Origin of the sequence: Thiomicrorhabdus arctica DSM 13458 (assembly GCF_000381085.1) — a bacterium.
Classification (GTDB): domain Bacteria; phylum Pseudomonadota; class Gammaproteobacteria; order Thiomicrospirales; family Thiomicrospiraceae; genus Thiomicrorhabdus; species Thiomicrorhabdus arctica.
On sequence record NZ_KB905899.1, the window covers coordinates 200,142 to 219,864 of the forward strand.

Annotated in this window: 15 protein-coding genes and 1 pseudogene; 6 read left to right on the forward strand and 10 right to left on the reverse strand. The window is 42.6% G+C overall.

The annotated features are described in order from the left end of the window. Positions 1-23: 23 nt before the first annotated feature. Together F612_RS0100885 and F612_RS0100890 are read right to left on the reverse strand one after the other, a co-directional pair. Positions 24-2,552: an ABC transporter permease gene (locus F612_RS0100885; RefSeq protein WP_019555854.1), complete on the reverse strand. Its 2,529-nt coding sequence runs from the start codon at positions 2,550-2,552 to the stop codon at positions 24-26. Next, positions 2,546-3,274 carry an ABC transporter ATP-binding protein gene (locus F612_RS0100890; protein WP_019555855.1) on the reverse strand — a complete coding sequence of 243 codons (729 nt, stop codon included), beginning with the start codon at positions 3,272-3,274 and terminating at the stop codon, positions 2,546-2,548. The genes F612_RS0100885 and F612_RS0100890 overlap by 7 nt, the downstream gene beginning before the upstream one ends. Between F612_RS0100890 and F612_RS0100895 the strand changes: the two genes are divergently transcribed. Further along, on the forward strand, positions 3,269-3,925 hold the full coding sequence (locus F612_RS0100895) for an arylesterase (RefSeq protein ID WP_019555856.1): 657 nt from the start codon (positions 3,269-3,271) through the stop codon (positions 3,923-3,925). The genes F612_RS0100890 and F612_RS0100895 overlap by 6 nt on opposite strands. A gap of 474 nt (positions 3,926-4,399) precedes the next feature. Then, entirely contained in the window at positions 4,400-5,233 is an 834-nt protein-coding gene (locus tag F612_RS0100900) for an HDOD domain-containing protein (protein WP_019555857.1), read from the forward strand. A gap of 98 nt (positions 5,234-5,331) precedes the next feature. Here the strand turns inward: F612_RS0100900 and F612_RS13395 are convergent, their stop codons facing one another. The 3 genes and pseudogenes from F612_RS13395 to lon form a co-directional block, all read right to left on the reverse strand. Next, on the reverse strand, positions 5,332-6,144 hold the full coding sequence (locus tag F612_RS13395) for a methyl-accepting chemotaxis protein (protein ID WP_407635098.1): 813 nt from the start codon (positions 6,142-6,144) through the stop codon (positions 5,332-5,334). Positions 6,145-6,273: 129 nt separating this feature from the next. Next, positions 6,274-7,785, reverse strand: a pseudogene (locus F612_RS13400) (HAMP domain-containing protein); the annotation flags it as partial. Between the two features lie 273 nt (positions 7,786-8,058). Then, on the reverse strand, positions 8,059-10,860 hold the full coding sequence (gene lon / locus F612_RS0100910) for an endopeptidase La (protein ID WP_019555859.1): 2,802 nt from the start codon (positions 10,858-10,860) through the stop codon (positions 8,059-8,061). Between the two features lie 120 nt (positions 10,861-10,980). On the opposite strand from lon, the gene mog reads away from it, so the two are divergent. The 4 genes from mog (at position 10,981) to F612_RS0100930 (ending at position 14,490) form a co-directional block, all read left to right on the forward strand. After that, positions 10,981-11,556 (forward strand): molybdopterin adenylyltransferase, encoded by a 576-nt coding sequence (mog, locus tag F612_RS0100915; protein ID WP_019555860.1) that lies wholly within the window; start codon positions 10,981-10,983, stop codon positions 11,554-11,556. 6 nt (positions 11,557-11,562) lie between these two features. After that, the gene (gene prmB, locus F612_RS0100920; protein WP_019555861.1) at positions 11,563-12,498 is read left to right on the forward strand and encodes a 50S ribosomal protein L3 N(5)-glutamine methyltransferase; all 936 of its coding nucleotides are present in this window, start codon (positions 11,563-11,565) and stop codon (positions 12,496-12,498) included. Positions 12,499-12,635: 137 nt separating this feature from the next. Then, positions 12,636-13,613 (forward strand): carbonic anhydrase, encoded by a 978-nt coding sequence (locus F612_RS11890; protein ID WP_019555862.1) that lies wholly within the window; start codon positions 12,636-12,638, stop codon positions 13,611-13,613. Between the two features lie 631 nt (positions 13,614-14,244). After that, positions 14,245-14,490: a hypothetical protein gene (locus F612_RS0100930; protein ID WP_019555863.1), complete on the forward strand. Its 246-nt coding sequence runs from the start codon at positions 14,245-14,247 to the stop codon at positions 14,488-14,490. Positions 14,491-14,633: 143 nt separating this feature from the next. On the opposite strand, the gene F612_RS0100935 is transcribed toward F612_RS0100930, so the two are convergent. From F612_RS0100935 to ectA, 5 genes are all read right to left on the reverse strand, one after another. Next, entirely contained in the window at positions 14,634-15,515 is an 882-nt protein-coding gene (locus tag F612_RS0100935; protein WP_019555864.1) for a tetratricopeptide repeat protein, read from the reverse strand. Next, positions 15,503-16,948, reverse strand: coding sequence for an aspartate kinase (locus F612_RS0100940; protein ID WP_033394393.1), 1,446 nt, complete (start codon positions 16,946-16,948; stop codon positions 15,503-15,505). Before F612_RS0100940 ends, F612_RS0100935 begins: the two co-directional genes overlap by 13 nt. Before the next feature lie 80 nt (positions 16,949-17,028). Further along, positions 17,029-17,427: an ectoine synthase gene (locus F612_RS0100945; RefSeq protein ID WP_019555866.1), complete on the reverse strand. Its 399-nt coding sequence runs from the start codon at positions 17,425-17,427 to the stop codon at positions 17,029-17,031. Beyond that, a complete protein-coding gene (gene ectB, locus F612_RS0100950; RefSeq protein WP_019555867.1) occupies positions 17,427-18,713 on the reverse strand; it encodes a diaminobutyrate--2-oxoglutarate transaminase in 1,287 nt (428 codons plus the stop codon). Before ectB ends, F612_RS0100945 begins: the two co-directional genes overlap by 1 nt. A gap of 11 nt (positions 18,714-18,724) precedes the next feature. Continuing rightward, positions 18,725-19,297, reverse strand: coding sequence for a diaminobutyrate acetyltransferase (ectA, locus tag F612_RS0100955; RefSeq protein WP_019555868.1), 573 nt, complete (start codon positions 19,295-19,297; stop codon positions 18,725-18,727). Between the last annotated feature and the right edge of the window lie 426 nt (positions 19,298-19,723).

Below are 19,723 nucleotides of genomic sequence, written 5' to 3' on the forward strand. Positions count from 1 at the left end.
AAAACGTTTTGGATAAGCTCCCACTATTGTCCACTTAAATATAAACGCAGTTCTCGGGCGCTTTTTCTTAAGAAACCATATTGGGTGATCAGCCCGGTAAACAGAAGCAGACTAATGCCGCTGAGTAGGCTGATTATCCATAAATTGAAATCTAAGCTAACCTCTATCTTGAGTAAATAGTGACTCATCAGACCACTGGCAATTTGCGCAAAAGTTGCGGCTAAAATACCTGCGACAGCGCCTAATAATGCAAATTCTGTTAAACCAATTTTAATGATCTCCTTGTTTTGCGCACCTAAGGTTCTTAAGAGTATCCAGCTTTGTATCCGGCTCTGCTGGCTTGCTAATGTGGCCGTAAACAATACCCCTATGCTGGCCAATAGGGTAAACAGATAAAGTCCAGAGACGGCCCAGCTAGCTTGCTTCATGATATCCTGAATCTGCTGCATGATTTGACGAACATCGATTAAGAGCACACCAGGAGTTCTCTTGGCGAATGCTTGGGTTAGTTCGGTTGCACGTTCGGAATGATTTTGCTTCTGACGGTCTCTTCCTTCATTCCTATCAGCAAGCTTAGGTAGATGAAAATTGCTGATGTAGGAAAATGCTATCGGGCGTTCTGCAACGGGTTCGAGTATAAAAAAGAAATTTAACCGAAAGCTCTGCCATTCGACTTTACGTAAACTGCTCACCTGATAATCGTAGTTTTGTCCGGCAAAGTTAAAACGTAAGGTATCACCGAGTTGAATACCGAATAGTTCTGCGATACTGGCCTCTACTGATACGCTAGGCAGGGTTAATGTATCTCTACTGATCTTGGCTGTAATCACATTGTATTTTGGTAATTCGGCAAGCAAGGCGATATTCGCCTCGCGCTCGAGCATTCTACGCGCTCGGTCGCTCACTTGTTCACTGGCGATGAGTGGCTGTTGATTAATGGCGATTAAACGACCGCGTACCATCGGTACAAGGGGTGGTGTCAGGTGTTGCTTGGCCAGTATCTTCACCACTTCTGATTCTTGATCTGGCTGAATATTCATAATAAAAGTGTTCGGTGTATTGGCTGGCAACGAGGCTTGCCAGTTTTGCAAAAGATCTTGGCGAACAAAACTCATAAGCATTAACACAAACAACACTAAACCTACGGAGACTAATTGTATTTTCACTAGGCCAGGTTCTTTGAGTAGATTAGAGAGTGCAATATGAAACCAGCCACGACTGTAACGTTGGAGTCGGTGGATACCTTTGAGCAGTAAACTGGCAGCCAGTAGAAGGATTAAACTGATTATGACCAGGCCTGGTAGGATCCATAACAGCGACTCTAGATCAAACATCAAACTGATTAAGCCAAGCAATAGAGCAAAACTCATTAACCAGTGAATGCTTTTGGGGTTACGCGGTACTGATTTTAAAACTTGCATTGGGGAGGTGTGTAATGCGGCTTGAAAAGCCTGCCAAGCAAAACTCCACAGTACTAAAATACCACTTAAAAACCCAGTGAGCAGAGCAGACCAAGGCGGCGTGATGATTAAGGGTTGAAAGTAGTCCGCCAATACAGGTTGGAGTAGCACCGAAAGGCTATACCCTATTAGGATTCCAATGAGACTGCTAAATAGGGCGATCCACGTGAGTTGTAGAGCAAACAGACGTTGCATCTTTGCATTATGAGCACCAAACGCACGCATTAATGCCATACTGTTTTCCCAACGGGTCAAGTAAAAACGGCTGGCGATTAAAATCGACATGCCTGCAATCAATACCGCGGATAAAGCCGACAAGTCCAAAAATAACCAAGCCGTCTTCAAGGAATTCCCCAAATCTTCTGAAGGCGCTTGCGCCGATAAGGTTTGCCAGTGTGGATTGTGTTGTTGCGCGATCTTTTCAGAAAAATCGGTAATCTGTTTTTCACTGCCGGCGAGACTCAATTCATAAGTTACGCGACTTCCTGGGCCAATCAACTGAGTTCTGTTTAACGTCGCTAAAGTGATAAAAACCTGTGGCGCAAAGCTCGACATGGGATTAATAAACGTGCTGGGTTGGATGCTACCCGCTAAACCGAGCTCCAAATGTCCTAAGGTTAAACGGCTCTCTTGAGTGAGTTGCAATAGGCTAATTAGTTTGGGCTCGACCCAAGCCTCATCAGTTTGAAGAGTTTGCAGAGGTTTAAAGGTCAAGTCGTTGGTTTGACGAAGCGTACCCCTTAATGGATACGTTGCACTGATGCCTTTAAGCTGCACCAGTTGAAACTGCTTATTGCTTAAAGCCATTGTGGTAAGCGTCGTACTGTGTGCGGTTTTTAAACCGGCATCCATCGCCATTTGTGACCATTTTTGCTCGATGGGACGGCTGCTTCGGATCACGAAGTCTGCCTTCAACGATTCTGATGCTTTGCGTAGCATGCTTTGTTGGACCGTATCGCCGAGCTGTTTGACTAATGTTACGGTGCTGCTGGCTAAGATGACGGCAATCATGAGCCATAACCAATCACCCCGTTTCAGACTCCTGCCAAACCATTTAGAGGCTGTGAGTGCATCTCGCCAAAAAGCTAGCATGATTGTTTATCCACTGATGGACTTGGAAGGGGGGTAAAAGTTTGCAGTTGACCATGCACCAATTGCAGCATTCGGTTGCACTGTTGGGCAAACTCATGGTCATGGGTGACCAGAATGAGCGTGGTTTTCTGCTGCTGATTGAGCTCAAAAAGTAGGTTTTGAATCTGCTTGGCGGTCTCTTCATCTAAATTTCCAGTGGGTTCATCAGCAAATAAAATTTTAGGTTTTGTAACAAACGCTCGGGCAATGGCAACACGTTGTTGCTCACCACCGGAGAGTTCGGCAGGACGATGTTGAGCGCGATGGGATAAGCCAACTTGTTGTAAAGCCTCTAAAGCCAGTTGTTTTGCATTAGGAATTTGAAACAACTCTAATGGCATTAATACGTTTTCGAGTGCACTCATGCTGGGCATTAATTGGAAGTTTTGGAAAATAAAGCCCACTTGTTGCGCACGCATTTTTGCTCGCGCATCTTCAGAAAGTGATTCAATTGCTTGACCAAATAGCTCTATGCAGCCCGACGTCGGCACGTCTAGTCCTGCCATCAAGGCTAATAGAGTAGACTTACCTGAACCTGATCGTCCTACAATCGCTAGAGTCTCTTCTGGCTGGACAGTGAGCTGGCAAGCTTTTAATATATCCAGGACAATCTCCTCTAAAGGAATTTGATAATGAACATTTTTCAGAGTAATAATCGGTTTAGGTGGCTGAGTGTTATGCATTTTGGTTGGCTTTTAGGATTTGTATTAACATGTATTTATCCTAGTCAAAGCCAGGCCAATGCGCAAGACAATCCGATACAAATAGCACAATCAACGTGGTTAGTGTTTGGCGACAGTTTAAGCGCCGCTTATGGCATGGATAAACAGCAAGGTTGGGTGGCCCTTTTACAGCAAAAACTGCAGAAAACAGGAGCGCATGTGCAAGTCGTTAATGCCAGTATCAGTGGTGAAACCACCAGTGGCGGTAAACAGCGATTACCCGCTTTGTTGCAACAATACCATCCACAGCGTTTGGTTCTTGAATTAGGCGCGAATGATGCCTTACGGGGTCAGGACCTACGAAGTACGCAACAAAACTTGCAGGCGATGATTTCCGCATGTGTTCAATACAATAAAGCGTGTCAGGTGGTTTTATTAGGGGTACGTTTACCTACGAATTACGGCCCTGCTTATGATGGAGTGTTTCAAGCGATGTACCAGAATCTGGCCGACAATAACCGGGTTTTGTTTGATGCATTTTTTTTAGAAACCGTCGTAGAGGACCCCGATTTGATGCAGTGGGACGGCTTACATCCGAATGCAGCCGCGCAACCACTGATTTTGCAAAGAGTTTGGCCTTTGCTTGAGCCGAACCGGGTACGAATAGAATAATAAATGGCTCAATTAAAACTCAGATTAAAGATGGGGATGACAAAAGAGAAGGGACTAGGGAGCCAAGTGAAATAATGCTTTAGTCAGAGCTTTCAAAACAAATGAGGGACTACGAACGAAATGTTCATTCTCTGTAGGATTAAAATAAGCATTATGGAATGGACCGAAATGGCGCTTGATAAATAAGTTAATGCGGTTCCATGTCATCAATAGAGTATTTATCCCTGTTAAATATCCTCCAAACTAAGGGGCAAAAGAATACGCTTGGGTTTTAATCATTCGATCGTTTTGAGTGGGTAAACAAGAGACCGTGATGCCGAGGTGCATGTCGATTATGATCCTTTCCGTCTACAGGTTCCGTTTAACCGTTCTAACTGGAAATTTAAGTTAGCCTTCCAATATAAACGGTATAATTGCGAGTTGGCTTTAACATTTATTTAAAATGTGGCTTAATTTAAACTCTGGAACCAAGTTATGGAACAAAAATTACGCAATGCAGTGGCTGCGATACGTGGACATAAAATTCCTGAACTGCCTAATGAAGTTTTGCTTCTGGAAAAGGAAATAAAAAGTAAATTTTGCAGTAGTGCAAAGGTTGCAGAAATTATTGAAATGAATACGACTTTATCCGGAGAAGTGATGCGTATTGCTAATTCACCAATCGTTAAACTCCGATCCCCTGTCTCTTCTATTCGTGATGCCGTCAATGCTATGGGAATGGATCAAATCTATAATTTGGTGGTTTCCGCAGCATTAAAAAATATTTTTGGCAGTAAAGGCTTGTTTAAAGATATTATGGATAACAGTGTCGATGTGGCTTTCTGTATGGCCGATTTGGCCGAGTGGGTGGAAGGCGTTACCCGTGATGAAGCTTATATGTTAGGACTTTTTCACAATTCAGGAGCTTTAATGCTGGCGGCCAAAAGTGTGTCTACTTACGAGCCTTTATTCAGAAGTTCAATGTCGTTACCCCTCTCAATTCTACAAAAAGAACAGCAGAAATTTGGTTCAGATCATTCCATGATTGGTGTATTAATGGCTAAAAAGTGGTGCCTACCAATCGATATGTTAAGCGCGATTATGTTGCACCATAACGCCGCATGTTCGCAGATTAAAAATGACCGTGTCAGAGCAATGGTTGCCATGATTAAAATTGCCAATGCCATGGTCGCAGAAATCTCATTAGGTGCTTATCGAGGCGAAGAAATGCGTCTTTATGAAGTCGATGGCATTGAAGAGTTGATGATTCCATCCAGTACGATTAATGAAATCAGAACGGCTTTAATGTCTTATTCTTTTAAGAGTTAACGTTATTTCTTAAACAAGAATTTTTAATTCCCCGTAAACCAAAATCGGCTAAACGACTAGAAAAGGTCGTTTAGCCGATTTTTTTGTGATCAATAATTTTAGGCTAACAGCCCTGTGTTTTGAATCGCCGTTAATGTTTTAAACGTTTTAGTGGAGGATTCTAAATATCTAACCTGTTCAATAATGGAGCTGGAGGTGGTTGATATTTCTTCTACCAGCGCCGCATTTTGTTGGGTGGAATCATCAATTTCATTCAGTGCTACACTGACTTTTTGAATGCCTTGTGTTTGTTTTTCAAGACTTATCTGCATACTGTCAATCATATCGCTGACTCGTTCAATCGCTTCACTATTTTTAACAAAGGCTTGGGTGGTCAAGTCGCTTAAACGCAATCCGGTATTTACTTTCTCAATACTTGAGTCTGATACGATGCGAATATCTTTTGCAGCCTCAGCTGATTTTTGCGCTAATGAACGAACTTCACCCGCAACCACAGCAAATCCACGGCCAGCTTCACCTGCTCTCGCCGCTTCTACGGCCGCATTAAGGGCTAATAGATTTGTTTGAAAAGCAATGCCATCAATAAGACTTGTCATATTGGATATTTCACTGCTGGCAATGGCAAGGTCTTGTATCGCTTGATTCATTTCGTCAACGACTTGTCGACCTTCACGAATCGTTTGCTTAACATTGTGGCTTACCAGGTTCATCTCCGTTGCTTGTTCAAGCGTCTGAGAGACACTTTGAGCCATGACCTCCATATTTTGTGCCGTATGTTGCAGTGACGCGGCTTGGTTTTGAACGCGTTGATTTAGGTCTAGGTTACCCGTGCCAATCTCTTCGACGCCTCTCACCGTATCTTTGGTGGCATTTTGCACCATTTGTAGCATGTGGCTCATGCTGCTTGCCATGCTGTCCAGATTGGATTTTAAATCATGCAGCTTTCCACTGAATGTCGCTTCCGTTGTAAAGGCAAAATTACCGCCTTTGTAATTTTCCAGAATTTCGATATTGGTATTAATCGCAAACTCTAAGCTGTCCAATGAGCTATTCAAATACTGCTTCAACTGAAAGTATTCGCCAGGTAGATCAATCATGATACGTTGATTGAAATCTCCTTGACTCATAGCTTGCATAACCTTAATGACTGAACTTATAGAGTCACTTTGCACGTGGGTGGCTTTTTGTAAGTTTTGCATTACCGCATGATAATCACCTTGAAATTGCTCAAGGTTTATCCGTGTTTGTAAGTTGCCTTGTGCCAAATCGAGACTGACTATGTCAATGGCATGGAAGGTATTGGCGATGTTTTCCACACTGCTATTGAACTCTTGTTTTAAAGTTGCGAGTTCGCCTTGATAATGGCCATTCATCTTGGTCGAAAGTTGACCTTGCGCCAAAGCTTGACTCACTTGTGTAATTTCGCTTGTGGCGGCGACAACCGACTCTAGCAAGCTCTGTATGCTGTATCCCATTTCGGTCAGTTCATTGTTGCCGGATGGAATGGTCCAGGTTTTATAGGTACCATTGTTAGCAATCTCATTAACTTGAGTTTTAATTATCGAAAGCGGACGAGTAATCGACTTAATAAGCAAAGCATTTAAAGCCAACATCACCAGTAAAGCAATCAATCCAGACAGAGTTATTTCATAGGTTTTAGAGTCGCTAAGCTGGCTTAAAGCATCGATTAACCCGAGTGTTTGGTGCTCCGTATTTGTGGCAGCAGTCTGGAGTAATAGGTTTGCACTATTTGCCAGTTCTGTAATGGTCGTGTTGTTTTGCTGGGTAGTTTGCAGAGAATCTTTTAAATCTGAAAACGATTCAACATAGCCTTCCCATCCTGAGGTCAGCTCTGAATAAAGGTCTTGGTTTTCATAATCTGATTCAAAATGGTCACCAAGTTTTTCAAAAATTTCACTTGAGGAATCGCCTAATCCTTTTTCATCAAATGTCGCTTTATAAGATGGATCATTGATTGAAATCATTTTAAGCAGGGCAAACTGAGAAATATCAAGTCGTTCTAATACCTCTTTTAATAAAACCTGATATTCAGGGTCTAAGCCTTCAATAAGAAGTAGTGCTTTGGCACTCATTGCTATTTGCTTAGTACTGGGTTCAATGCCATAAACAAGTGTCTCTTGAATTTGATTTTTTAAGAACACTGAAGAGTTAGCGGCTTTCTTTACATTCGTGAGGACTATATCCAATTCATCCGAAAATTGGTTGCTTTGAGCTTTCGTTTCTATTTCTTTCAAGCTTTGATTGAGTGTTTTTAAGTCATCCATTTTTTGGTTGAATGCTTGACCTGTTTTTTCATCTAAGGTCAGCAGATAATCATTCATTTTTTGTAAAGTATTCGCAAAATGCGTTTGGAACTCAGAAATTTTCTCAGTTTGAGATTTTTGAATCTGCGCTAAAGTCTCTGCACTGCCACGCACCTCTATCAATGCTAGTCTCGCAGAATAAGCTACGGCTAGTAAAAAAGTGATACTGATGAATAAGTTTAACCACAGACGCTTTTGAATAGATAATTTTTCTAGTAAACGAATCATATTGCTCTCATATTGAATAAATTACCTGCCTATATTAACGGGCGTTTATGACAAAAAGATGAAGGTTATAAGATGTTGTTTACCTTATTATTAGGGGAGAGGTGAACATTACGAATGGAATTCGTAGTTCACAATATACTCTGTATTTTATCGTAGGATCGTGTAAACAACCTTTAGAATAAGAAGGCAGAACGAAAGGATTTGAAGTTGAATTTAATTGATAGAATTGATGAAACGACCAGGTCTGGTCGTTTCATCAAAGGGTGAGGTTGATTAAGACAGAGTGTTCACTAAGGCTTTCTTATAGGTTTCACTCTCTTTATCTGCTAGGTACGTTTTTAAGGCTAATGATTTAGAGCGGATATTGAAGGTTAAACGCGCTACATCATCAAAGTGTTTTGCAAAATGTACCAACATACCTTCCTGTAGGTAGTCAGGCAACTCTTGATAATCCTTGCGATTGTCTTCGGGTAATATTAACTCTTTAATACCAACCCTTTTGGCCGCGATGACCTTTTCTCTAATACCACCCACCGGTAACACTAGACCTGTCAAGCTGAGCTCTCCAGTCATGGCCAGTGGGTTTTTAATGGATTCATTACGTGCTAAAGAGAGTAACGAGGTCGCCATGGTTACACCGGCACTCGGACCGTCTTTCGGGGTTGAACCATCCGGCACATGTAAATGCACAAAAGCTTTATCGAAGAACTCCGGGTCGGCTTTGTATTTATCTAAGTTAGAAGAGATAAAGCTATAAGCGATACCAGCCGATTCCTGCATGACTTCCCCCAACTGGCCCGATAATTTAAAACCACGATTCAAGGTGTGGACACGACTGGCTTCAATGGTGAGAGTGACCCCGCCCATAGAGGTCCATGCTAAGCCGGTAATGGTACCAATTTGTTGATTGATCTTTTCGAGCGCAAAGCGCGGTTGTCCTAACATCTCTTCAAGTTCATTGACATGAATACGTGTCGATTTCATCTCCGTCGTCACAAACTTAACCGCCAGTTTACGTACAAGTTTAGAGAGTTGTTTTTTCAAATTACGCACACCCGATTCACGAGCATAGCCTTCAATGACATGTCGAATCGCGGCGGGCGTAATTTGCACCTGCTCTCGTGTCAACCCTGTATCTTTTAACAGCGCGGGCCACAGGTGATGTTTTGCTATTTTCATCTTCTCTTCAGTGATATAACCCGATAAACGAATGACTTCCATACGATCAAGCAGGGGACCAGGAATCGAGTCTAACGTATTCGCAGTACAGACAAATAAGGCTTTCGACAGGTCAAAACGCACATCCATAAAGTGGTCCATAAAGTCATGGTTTTGCTCTGGATCTAACACTTCCAATAATGCAGACGCAGGGTCACCGTGGTAAGAAGCACCAATTTTGTCGATTTCGTCCAACATAATCACCGGATTAGCCGTTTCACAATCTTTTAAAGCCTGCATAAACTTACCTGGCATCGCACCAATATAAGTACGACGATGGCCTTTAATTTCAGCCTCATCACGCATGCCTCCGACTGAGAAACGATAGAATTTTCGGCCTAAGGATTCTGCAATTGAACGACCAATCGAGGTTTTACCAACCCCTGGTGGGCCGACCAAGCAAATAATAGAGCCTGATACTTCACCTTTTAATACGCCGACGGCCAAAAATTCTAAAATACGATCTTTTACATCTTCTAAACCATCATGGCCTTTATCCAATACTTTTCGTGCCCGTTTTAGATCCAATTTATCGGTGCTGTATTTTCCCCAGGGTAATTGCGTTAACCAATCCAACCAATTGCGCGCAACATTGTATTCTGGAGATTGCGAGTCAAGGATCTTCAATTTACTCAGCTCTTCATCTGCTTTTTTCTGGGCTTCTGGTGGCAGTGTCAGGGTTTTCATCCGTTCTAGAAAACGATCACTATCCAAGGTTTGGTCATCTTTGACCATACCCAGTTCTTCTTGAATTTCATGCAGTTGTTGGCGTAAGAAAAATTCTCTTTGATGTTCTGAAAGACTCTCTTCAACACGTTCACGAATGCCGAATTGAATTTTAGTAATCTCTATTTCTTGTTTAAACAGCGTCAAGACTTTTTCCATACGCTCGGCTAAATCGAGTGTTTCCAAAATATCTTGCAACTTACTGTTTTCCGCAGACGTCAGACCAGCGGCAAAATCAGCAAGTTGAGAGGGTTCGCTGGCACTATAACGATTCAAAAAATATTTTAGCTCTTCGCTGTATAGCGGGTTTAAAGGCAAGAGCTCTTTAAAGGCATTCATGATGGCTAAACCGTAGGCCTTAAATTCGATATCAGAGCCTTCTTTAAGATCTTGTGGGTAACTGACTTGCGCACGATAGGGGGCGGACTCGTTCACCCAGTTTTCAATTTGAAAGCGTTTGATACCTTCGGCAATCAGCTGAATATAATCTTCTTTAATTTTTGGGTCATGGATTTTAACTAAAGTTCCCATGTGACTGAAATCGTCAGGCGTGGCTTTTTCGTTCTCTTCTCGATCGACATACACCAGACCTATATAACGGCACTTTCTCGAACGAATTGCCTCAAAGGTCTCACTCCAGTTCTGCTTATTCAGTAAAACAGGGAGTTGCTGGCCTGGGAAGAAAGGACGCTCCTTAACGGGTAACAAGAAAATTTCAGAGGGTAAAATAACATCCGCTTTGTCAATATGGCCAAAAACATTCGCAGGCTCACTTACTAAAAGTTGACCTTCTATAGTCGTTTCCATTTGAATCAGTTGATTATTGAGGGCTTCATTTATTTCGATTTTTATGCGAGCTTGCTCCGCTTTATCAACTTCATCCGCTTCGGCATCGAGTTCTTCGATCAACTCATCAATCAGTTCAATCTCCGTTGGACCGACTAGCTCGATAACACTCTCTTTTTTTAGCTCGGATTCTCTGGACTCAGAAGCTGCCAATGCGGCATCGTCTGCTTTAGGTTCCGTTCCAGATGTTTTTCCATCGTGCACGCTTTCATTCGGTGGCGTGTTCGCTGTCACTTCAGGTAATTCGGTTGGCAGATCTTGTGGTTTATCTATTGAATCAGTCATTAGGCAATTTCATCATTATGGATTGGTGATTGTTTGGTTTTGATCTCTTTTTTTCATCTAAAGAGAGAGGATAATACGGTATTATATGTGGTCTGAAGTAATCGTATTCAAGGGGAGATCATGCAAAATAGTGAAATTAAAATTGGGTTCATCACGGTATCGGATAGAGCGAGCCGCGGAGAGTATGAAGATTTAGGCGGACCCGCCATGCAAGCTTGGATGGCGCTGGCATTAACGAGTGAATGGACCGCGGTTGCCAAGGTCATTGCCGATGAGCAAAATCTGATTGAATCGACCCTTATTGAGATGGCGGATATCGAGGGGTGTAGTTTAATTGTGACAACTGGTGGCACAGGCCCTGCTAAACGCGATGTCACGCCAGAAGCGACCGCCAATGTCTGTGATAAAATTTTAGATGGTTTTGCCGAGCAAATGCGTGCGGTTTCCTTACAATATGTGCCAACGGCAATTCTATCAAGACAAATAGCAGGCACTCGCGGTTCAACTTTAATCATCAACTTACCCGGTAAGCCATCCGCCATCAGTGAATGCCTAGAAGCGGTCTTCCCAGCGGTCCCATACTGTATTGACCTGATTGACGGCAGTTACCTTGAAACGGATGATGAGTTCATTAAAGCATTCAGACCTAAACACGCTATCAAACCTGCACATGCACACAAAAGCCAGCAAGGATAACTCGTTATGACTAATCTTAATTATCAGCACGACGGCCTGGAAAGCATCACAGATTTCGTTCGCTGGGGTGGCTCTATCTTTGCAAAAGCAGAGTTGTATTTTGGTCACGGCACCGACAATGCATTTGATGAATCTAAGGTGCTGGTTTTTTATGCTCTGAATTTGCCGATGATCATTCCTGAAAATTATTGGCTTTCACGTCTGACCACACAAGAAAAACAAGCCGTCACCGAGTTGTTTAGGCGTCGGATTGAAAATAGGAAACCAGCGGCTTACTTAACCGGTGAAGCTTGGTTTGCAGGCATTCGTTTTAAAGTCAATGAATCGACTTTAGTTCCGCGCTCGCCCATTGCCGAGTTGATCAATCAAAAGTATGAGCCTTGGGTGAATCCTGAAACGGTTTCCCATGTATTGGATTTATGTACCGGTAGCGGTTGTATCGGCATTGCTTCATTGCAAGCGTTCCCAAATGCCCAGGTGGATTTGGTTGACATCTCAACGGATGCCTTAGAAGTTGCGCAAGCCAATATCGAACTGTACGGTTTAGAAGACTTTGCTCAAGTCATTGAATCAGACTTGTTCTCAGCGTTACAAGGCAAACAGTATGATTTGATTGTCTCAAATCCTCCGTATGTAGACGTGATAGAGATGGATGCTTTGCCTGCCGAATTTCAACAAGAGCCAAGATTGGGCCTAGAAGCGGGTGCGGATGGTTTAGACCTGGTACGCAGAATTCTAGCCGAAGCGCCTTTGTATCTAAAAGAAGAAGGGGTTCTGATTGTTGAAGTCGGGGTGTCTCAATATTACATGGAGTCGGTTTACCCTGAATTACCCTTATACTGGTTTGAGTTTGAACATGGGGGTGAAGGTGTTTTTGCCATTCAAAAGCATGAGTTGGAACTGTTTCAAGAGTTGCTTGATGCACGAGTGAAGCCGATTTAAGTTTAGTATTTTACTCAGGTTAAACATGCATCAAAGTATTTCGTCCAAACTTGTATTGTCTGGCAAAGTTATTGCTTAATACTTCGTATTATTTAACCTAAGCAGGTCTTACCCAAATGTATTCGCGTGGATTTAGAATGAACAAGCCCGTTTTATGGTTATTGTCGGCTGCCCTTTTTTTCTCAGGTTCGCTCGTTTTTGCCGCCGATGCTCAGAACGTCACAAAATTGACGCATGAATCAAAGCCTTTATTAGATTTAGGTGCAGAGTTAGATTCGAGCAGGCCGAAGGTCAAAAAGAGTGTTGCTCGTAAAGCGGCGCCTCATGCCCCTGTTGCAAAACAGACCTCTACAGCATCGACTCCCGCTGTTGGCGCGATAGGAAATAATACAATTCACTGGGGTTATACCGGTGCAAGTGGTCCACAGCATTGGGGCGATTTAGCACCTGAAAATATCATGTGTAAGATAGGTAAAAATCAGTCTCCGATTGATCTACGCGATAATGCCGCAGTGGGGACCATTGGTCTCCCCCAACTTGATGTTGTCTACCAGAATGTGCCTTTAAAAGTAATTAACAATGGACATACCGTGCAAGTCAATTACCCGCTGGGCAGTTACATTAAAGTCGGTGGACATCGTTATGAATTACTACAGTTTCATTTTCATACCCCAAGTGAACACAAGAAAGAGGGCTTTAACTATCCGATGGAAATGCATTTGGTGCATAAAGACGGCGATGGTCATTTAGCGGTGATGAGTATTTTATTTCAGGAAGGTGAAGAGAATGAAACGTTGGATGCCCTATTAGCCAATCTGCCAAGAGACGTCGGAAAGCAGCATGTTCATAAAGATGCCAGTTTAAACCCCGCGGGCTTTATACCCGCTAATACGGATTTCTATAAATACAGCGGCTCTCTGACCACACCACCGTGTTCAGAAGGCGTGTATTGGATGGTCTTTAAACAGCCGATTCAAGCTTCGGCTGAACAGATTCAGCAGTTGAACGAATTGATGGGAGACAACTCTCGACCTTTTCAAGCCACCAATGCACGTTCGGTGTTAAAGTCTTGGGCGGATCAGTTGCAAGAACCGCCTTTGTATGAGTTTTATTAAATTCATATAAGTTGTTTAGAACACTGCTTAAACTCACCAGGCCTGGTGAGTTTTTTTGTTTCTGGGGCTCGGTGTTTTTTAGTTGAGAATTTTTACCAGGCCTGGTCATTATTTAAATCTTAACTTCTTGTGTACTTGAGAAGCCTGTTTATTTAAATTACTCATTACCTTTTTTTCTCGTTCGGCTTCACGTGACTGTTTTGCTTGCCCAAAATAGTCACGATAAAAGGGCGCCTCGCTCAATCAATCGGCATTCCCTAAACACATTCACTGAAATCCCAGAACTCGCTCCACTCAGACAGCGGGGATTTTTATACCCTCAAGGGGCACCTCGACCGTTCTTTTCGTTAAGGAAATTGCACGGATTACTTTCAAAGAGGGAGTAGGACGTGTGCGGTTGGCTTGCAGATAAATTCAATGTTCAAAGTTTCCAGGCCTGACATCTCCTGCGGCTTTACAAAGCCATGTGGGCGTGGGTCGGTTTATGACCAAAAATTCTTTGAATGATCAATGACTACGTTTGAAACCAAAAAGTCATATAACTAACCACTGTTTGTAATGTGCACGTTTTATTCTGTCACCATGCCAAAACGGCGTTGGTCTTCAAATAATGAGTTAACAGGGGTAGGTTATGAGTTATGCAATAAAACGTGGATTGATTTTTTGTGGATTGGATGAGTGTCAGCTGGTAAAAGGGATTGTTATTTTAACGGTAAGTTTTGCAGTGCTTATTTTAGGTGGCACATGGTTAAGTAGCGGTCTACTCGGGTATGATTATTTTGCGATCATGAGCGATATTGCACTCTTAGTTGGTATTGCTTCAGCCTTTCCGTTAGCGTATGCCTCTCTTGTTATTCTGAAGCTCAAAACAAGATAAGAGCCGTTGTAAGCCTCCACTAAGAGAAAAGGGAGGCATTTGTATTTTCGGAATGACAAAATAAGCGTTTTTAAATTCGCTCTGTACGATAAAACGGTCTTTTGAGGTTCCCGGTATTATCGCACCAACGATCATTCCTATCGTTAACTTGCAGGTGTTTCCTCTGGATCTTGTTGTAATAGCTGCTGAAACTTAGGGTTGTCTAGCAACGAGCTGAAGACAGGATCTTCCATCACTTCTTCTGCCATGCCTTCCACATCACTCAGGGCTTTTTCGAGATTGTAAAGCGCTTCATTTGGTTGGTTGAGTAACGCATAGGCGCCCGCCAACTGATAGAAAGCGTGCTTATTTTCGTGCTCAATGAGAAGTGCTTGATTACATAAGTTAATCGCCCATTGCGGCTCATCCATCTCCAAAGCTACATCCGCTTTATACGTCAGCGCTTCGGCATTTCTTGGATCCATCTCTAAAATCTGATCATAAATATTCAGACGATTACTGAGGATTTGTTCCTGCGCCGCTTTTAGCCATAGGCTATGTATGTCTTGATTCTCTGAGATACGTTTTTGCGCACTGTTGATGCCTTTGGTTTTTCGATTCAGTTCTTCTTCAAGTTTTTCGAGTCGCTTTTCGTATTGCGAGATGACCTTGGTGACCTTATTATCGGCCAGGTTAAGGACTTTATCTTTGATTTCACGGATGGAGTTCCAACCGACAAGAAGCAGCATCGAACTGATTCCGGCAATCAAATAGAAGAAGTAGGTCACGGTATCGGTCGCATAGCCTACAGCACGTGTGGTTGCCGTGAGTTCGCGATTGACCACCTCTTTAGTCAAATCAACATGCAAGTCGTTCATATCCACTCGCAGTTGTTTGAGTTCATCCATAACATAACGCTCTATAAAGGGGTTATACATAGGCTCGGTTAAGGTCTCAACATCTTGAGTTTCCTTGTCATGAAATTGCACCGCATAGCTAATTTGCGGCAACAGAGCAAGAATCGTAAAAAGGATTAATGTTCGCATATTGCTTTCCCATGGTCGTGTATTTCGATTAAATTCAAATGTAGAGCTTTAATGGTTTTTTCATAGTCTTTCTCATTGACAAAAAATTGCATTTCCACCTGGCGGATATTCTGATGCATGGCTTCGATATTGATGTCATGAGTAAACAGCGTTTGCACCGATTTTGCCAATAAACCTTTGATACGCATATCACTCCCCATCACTGAAACCAGCGAGACTCTACTGGTGTTGAGAGTGGCGGTCGGTAGTTGCTCTAGCAATTGCGTAGCGAGACGTTTGGCTTTTTTGAGTGAGGTATTCAAGAAAACAGTAATGGTATTGGCGTTAAAGTCTTTCGTGATCACCTGACACTGCAAACGCGCGGACATGTCAATCAGGATTTTTTCATAACGACCTTGCTGACCCATCATCTCTTGGTCAAAAATTTCCAGCGCAATCAAACGCTGCATGCCGGCGATGATTTCCACTTGTGGGGATTCGCTGACATAGTCATCTGTGATGAGCGTACCATGATGTTCTGGTTCAAACGCATTTTTGATACGCAGTGCAATTTTGGCCTGACGCAATCCTTTTGCCGCATGAGGATGAATCGCTTCCATACCAAGGTTTGCGAGCTGGTCAGCAATATCGTAGTTGGTCTTCCCAATAGGGATTGCTTGCGTTTCACCCACTAGCCTAGGGTCGGCGCTGCTGAGGTGATATTCTTTGTGAATGACTGCTTCAGTCGCATTACAAAGTACAGCAATTCGGCTGAAGACCATTTCACTGTATCCACGGTCAAAAGTGTCCATCAAATTTTCACTACAATGCGCATAGCCGGTGACAATCGCTAACTCTTTTGTGAAGTCGATGTCTTTCATATTCTCTGTAATCACTTCATCCAAGGAGTGCTTGGTATCGGCCTGCCAACCCGTTAGGTCTACAAAACGGGTTTTAACGCCTTCATTTTGTAGTAGTTGACTCAAGTTCCAGGCACTGTGTGCCTCACCGATACTGGCCAGCAGTTCGCGTACGGTCAGCAAATGTTCTTCTAATGAAAAATGACCATGGCTACAAAGATCTTGAAGGTGATTTAACAGCTCTTTGGTCTTGACGATGCGCTCATTGATGAAGCCATTCGCTTTATCTAACTGCTGTGCGTCTGTAAACAAGGTCTGGTTGATTTGGTTGAGTTTTTGACCAAGCTTCTGAAAGGCAATAAACCAATCACTTTTACTGTCATTGTGAGCAAAGAGCCCAAACACGCCAGGCTGGCCGGTTTTTTTATGCTCTAACAGGTCATCGGTGATACCGCCATAGGCAGATACAACTAAAACACGGTTGTAGGGGTTGTTTGAATAGAGAACGATATTGTCTCTGACGACAGGGTAGTCACTCATTGAAGTGCCACCGATTTTTTCGATACTTAATGTTCTTAGGTGTGTATTTGACATGCTAATTTGGGTATTTATCTCTGTTGTTTGGCGTTTAAAACGGAACCATTTTGTTCGGTTTTAAACGCAAATAATCGGGATTAGTCTGTTTCAGGTAACAGATATGAACCATCTTTGTCATGGGTTTCACGACCCGTGACCGGCGGATTGAAAACACAAACCATTCTCATACCAACGCCTTTATTGGCCCGCAAAATATGTTGGTCATTGTCATTCAATGCATACACGGTGCCTTCACGGATAGAGTGTACCTTACCGTTTTTTTGTTCAACGATTTCGCCTTGGCCTTCGATGCAATACACCGCCTCAAGATGGTTTTTGTACCAAAGGTGAAGGTCTTCACCTTCTTTGATAAGGGTATCGTGCAGTGAAAAGCCCATACCATCTTTAGCTAGTAATAAGCGACGGCTTGTCCATTGGTCGGCATCTACATCGGCATCTGTGCCGATGACATCATCATAAAGATTCTTAACAATCATTATTTAGCTCCTTTAGTCGTGTTAGGGGTATATGTTTTCAGGACTTTTACAATCGCATTTTCTAAAATATCGAAGCCTTCATTAATCAACTCTTCGGTCATGACCAATGGCCCTAAGAATTTAATGAGGTCGCTCTCAGCTCCGGCGGTTTCGATGACCAGACCATCTTCGAATGCTTGTGAACAGATGGCAGAGGTAATGCTTGGATCTTTGAACTCAGCCCCCCAAATCATACCTAAACCACGTGTTTCATTAATGATTTCTGGAAAACGTGACACTAGCTTTTGCATACGTTGTTCAACCAGTTTGGCTTTTATTTTGACTTCTTTCGAAAAACTGTCATCTGACCAGTAAGTATCAAGTGCGACGGTAGAGGCCACAAACGCCAGGTTATTACCGCGGAACGTACCAGAGTGTTCACCTGCTGTCCATATGTCGAGTTCAGGCTTAAGGAGTACTAACGCCATTGGATGGCCAGCGCCGATTGATTTCGATAAGGTGATGATATCTGGCTTGATACCCGCTCTTTCAAAACTAAAAAAGTCACCTGAACGACCATTTCCAACTTGAATGTCATCCACAATCATTAAAATATCAAAGTCATCACAGATTTGACGCAAGTCTTTTAGCCATTCCTCTCCGGCGACGTTAATTCCACCTTCGGCCTGAACCGTTTCTAAAACAATCGCCGCTGGTAATTCCGTACCACTAGAGTCGTCTTCTAGAATCTTACGCAAATACGCAATCGTATCGACTTTGTCGCCTAAATATTTATGAAAAGGCACTTGAGTGGTATAGCCTGGTACACCATAGCTTTCATCATGATAATACTTGTTACCGGTAATGCTTAAGGAACCCATTGACATGCCATGAAACCCATTAGTAAAGGACATGATTTGCTTACGACCTTTGACTTTACGGGCAATTTTAAGTGCAGCTTCAATCGCACCAGTACCTGTCGGGCCCACAAATTGCAGTTTGTAATCCAAATCACGCGGTTTAAGGATATTGTTGACAAAACTTTCCATGAAATCACGCTTGGCAACAGTTCCCATGTCCAATGCGTGGCCGATACCATCGTTTTGCAGATAGCTAATAACGGCGTCATTTATTTTTGGGTTGTTGTGGCCATAGTTTAAAGCACCGGCTCCGGCAAAAAAATCAATATAACGTTTGCCAGATACATCCCAAATCTCAGCCATTTTAGATTTTTCGAAAATGGTTGGGAAAGAACGGATATAGCCACGAACTTCTGATTCATATTTGTTAAAAACTTCAAATGTCATTTGGTGTTCCTTTATAGGGTTTCTTTTATAGAAAGATAAGGTATTAATTTTTGATTGTCAGCCATTTTTAGCGTATAGAGGTCTTCAGCCTCATGATTCTCCTCTCCAAAAAAAGCTTCACTGATGAAGGGAGTGGTCTGCAGTAAAAGGCCATGTGTTTTTGCAAACGAATTAAATAAGCTTTGTGATGCTTTGTTCGATGGACTAATGGTGCATGTGATTTCAGCCATTGCTGAATCTTTAGGCTGGTTTTTTAGGAGCGCGAGCAAAAGAGCCTTAGCCAAACCTCGGCCACGTTGGCTTTCAGCGACAACAACCTGCCATACAAAAAGGGCTTGAGGTTTATCTGGCTGAAAGTATGCGGACAAGAAGCCAATAATCTGTCCATCCTGTTCGGCGACGACACATGTATCTGCAAAATGTGAGGCCTGTAAAAAATACAAGTAGCTCGAATTCAAATCCAAAGGAGGAGAGGATTTTATCAACTGATAAATGGCATAGCCATCTGTCAGGATTGGTTTACGAAAGCTAAGGTCGCTCAGGTTGTTAGAGTCGTTATGCTTGTTTTCGATAATGTTCTCCATAATATGCAATGCTTTTAATACTTTTAAAATTGATATTTGAAATTAACCATTCGCAGCAAATAAAGGCTGGTTATCGCGGAAAATGGGTATTTTTGATTATAATGGGCGCTTTAAGTTATGGCAAGCGGTAATCAAATGACAGTTCTAGATGATTCAATGGCTGGGCCATACGATTAACTCATCTGGGGAGGACCTTTAGAGTAGGCTCGATCAAAATAGGTCTAGAAAAGGGAGGGCGTATAAACGCGACGGTGAGGGTATTAAAGACAGCTGAAAAAATGATAAACGAACCTGTTTGGGTTATGGAATGAGGCTTATTGTAACAAAAAAATACTATTTATCAAGGTGTTAGGTTTTTATAAACAACGAATAGCTTAACGAAGGGCTTAATAAATCACCTATAAGCAGTTGTTTTATTTAAAGGTT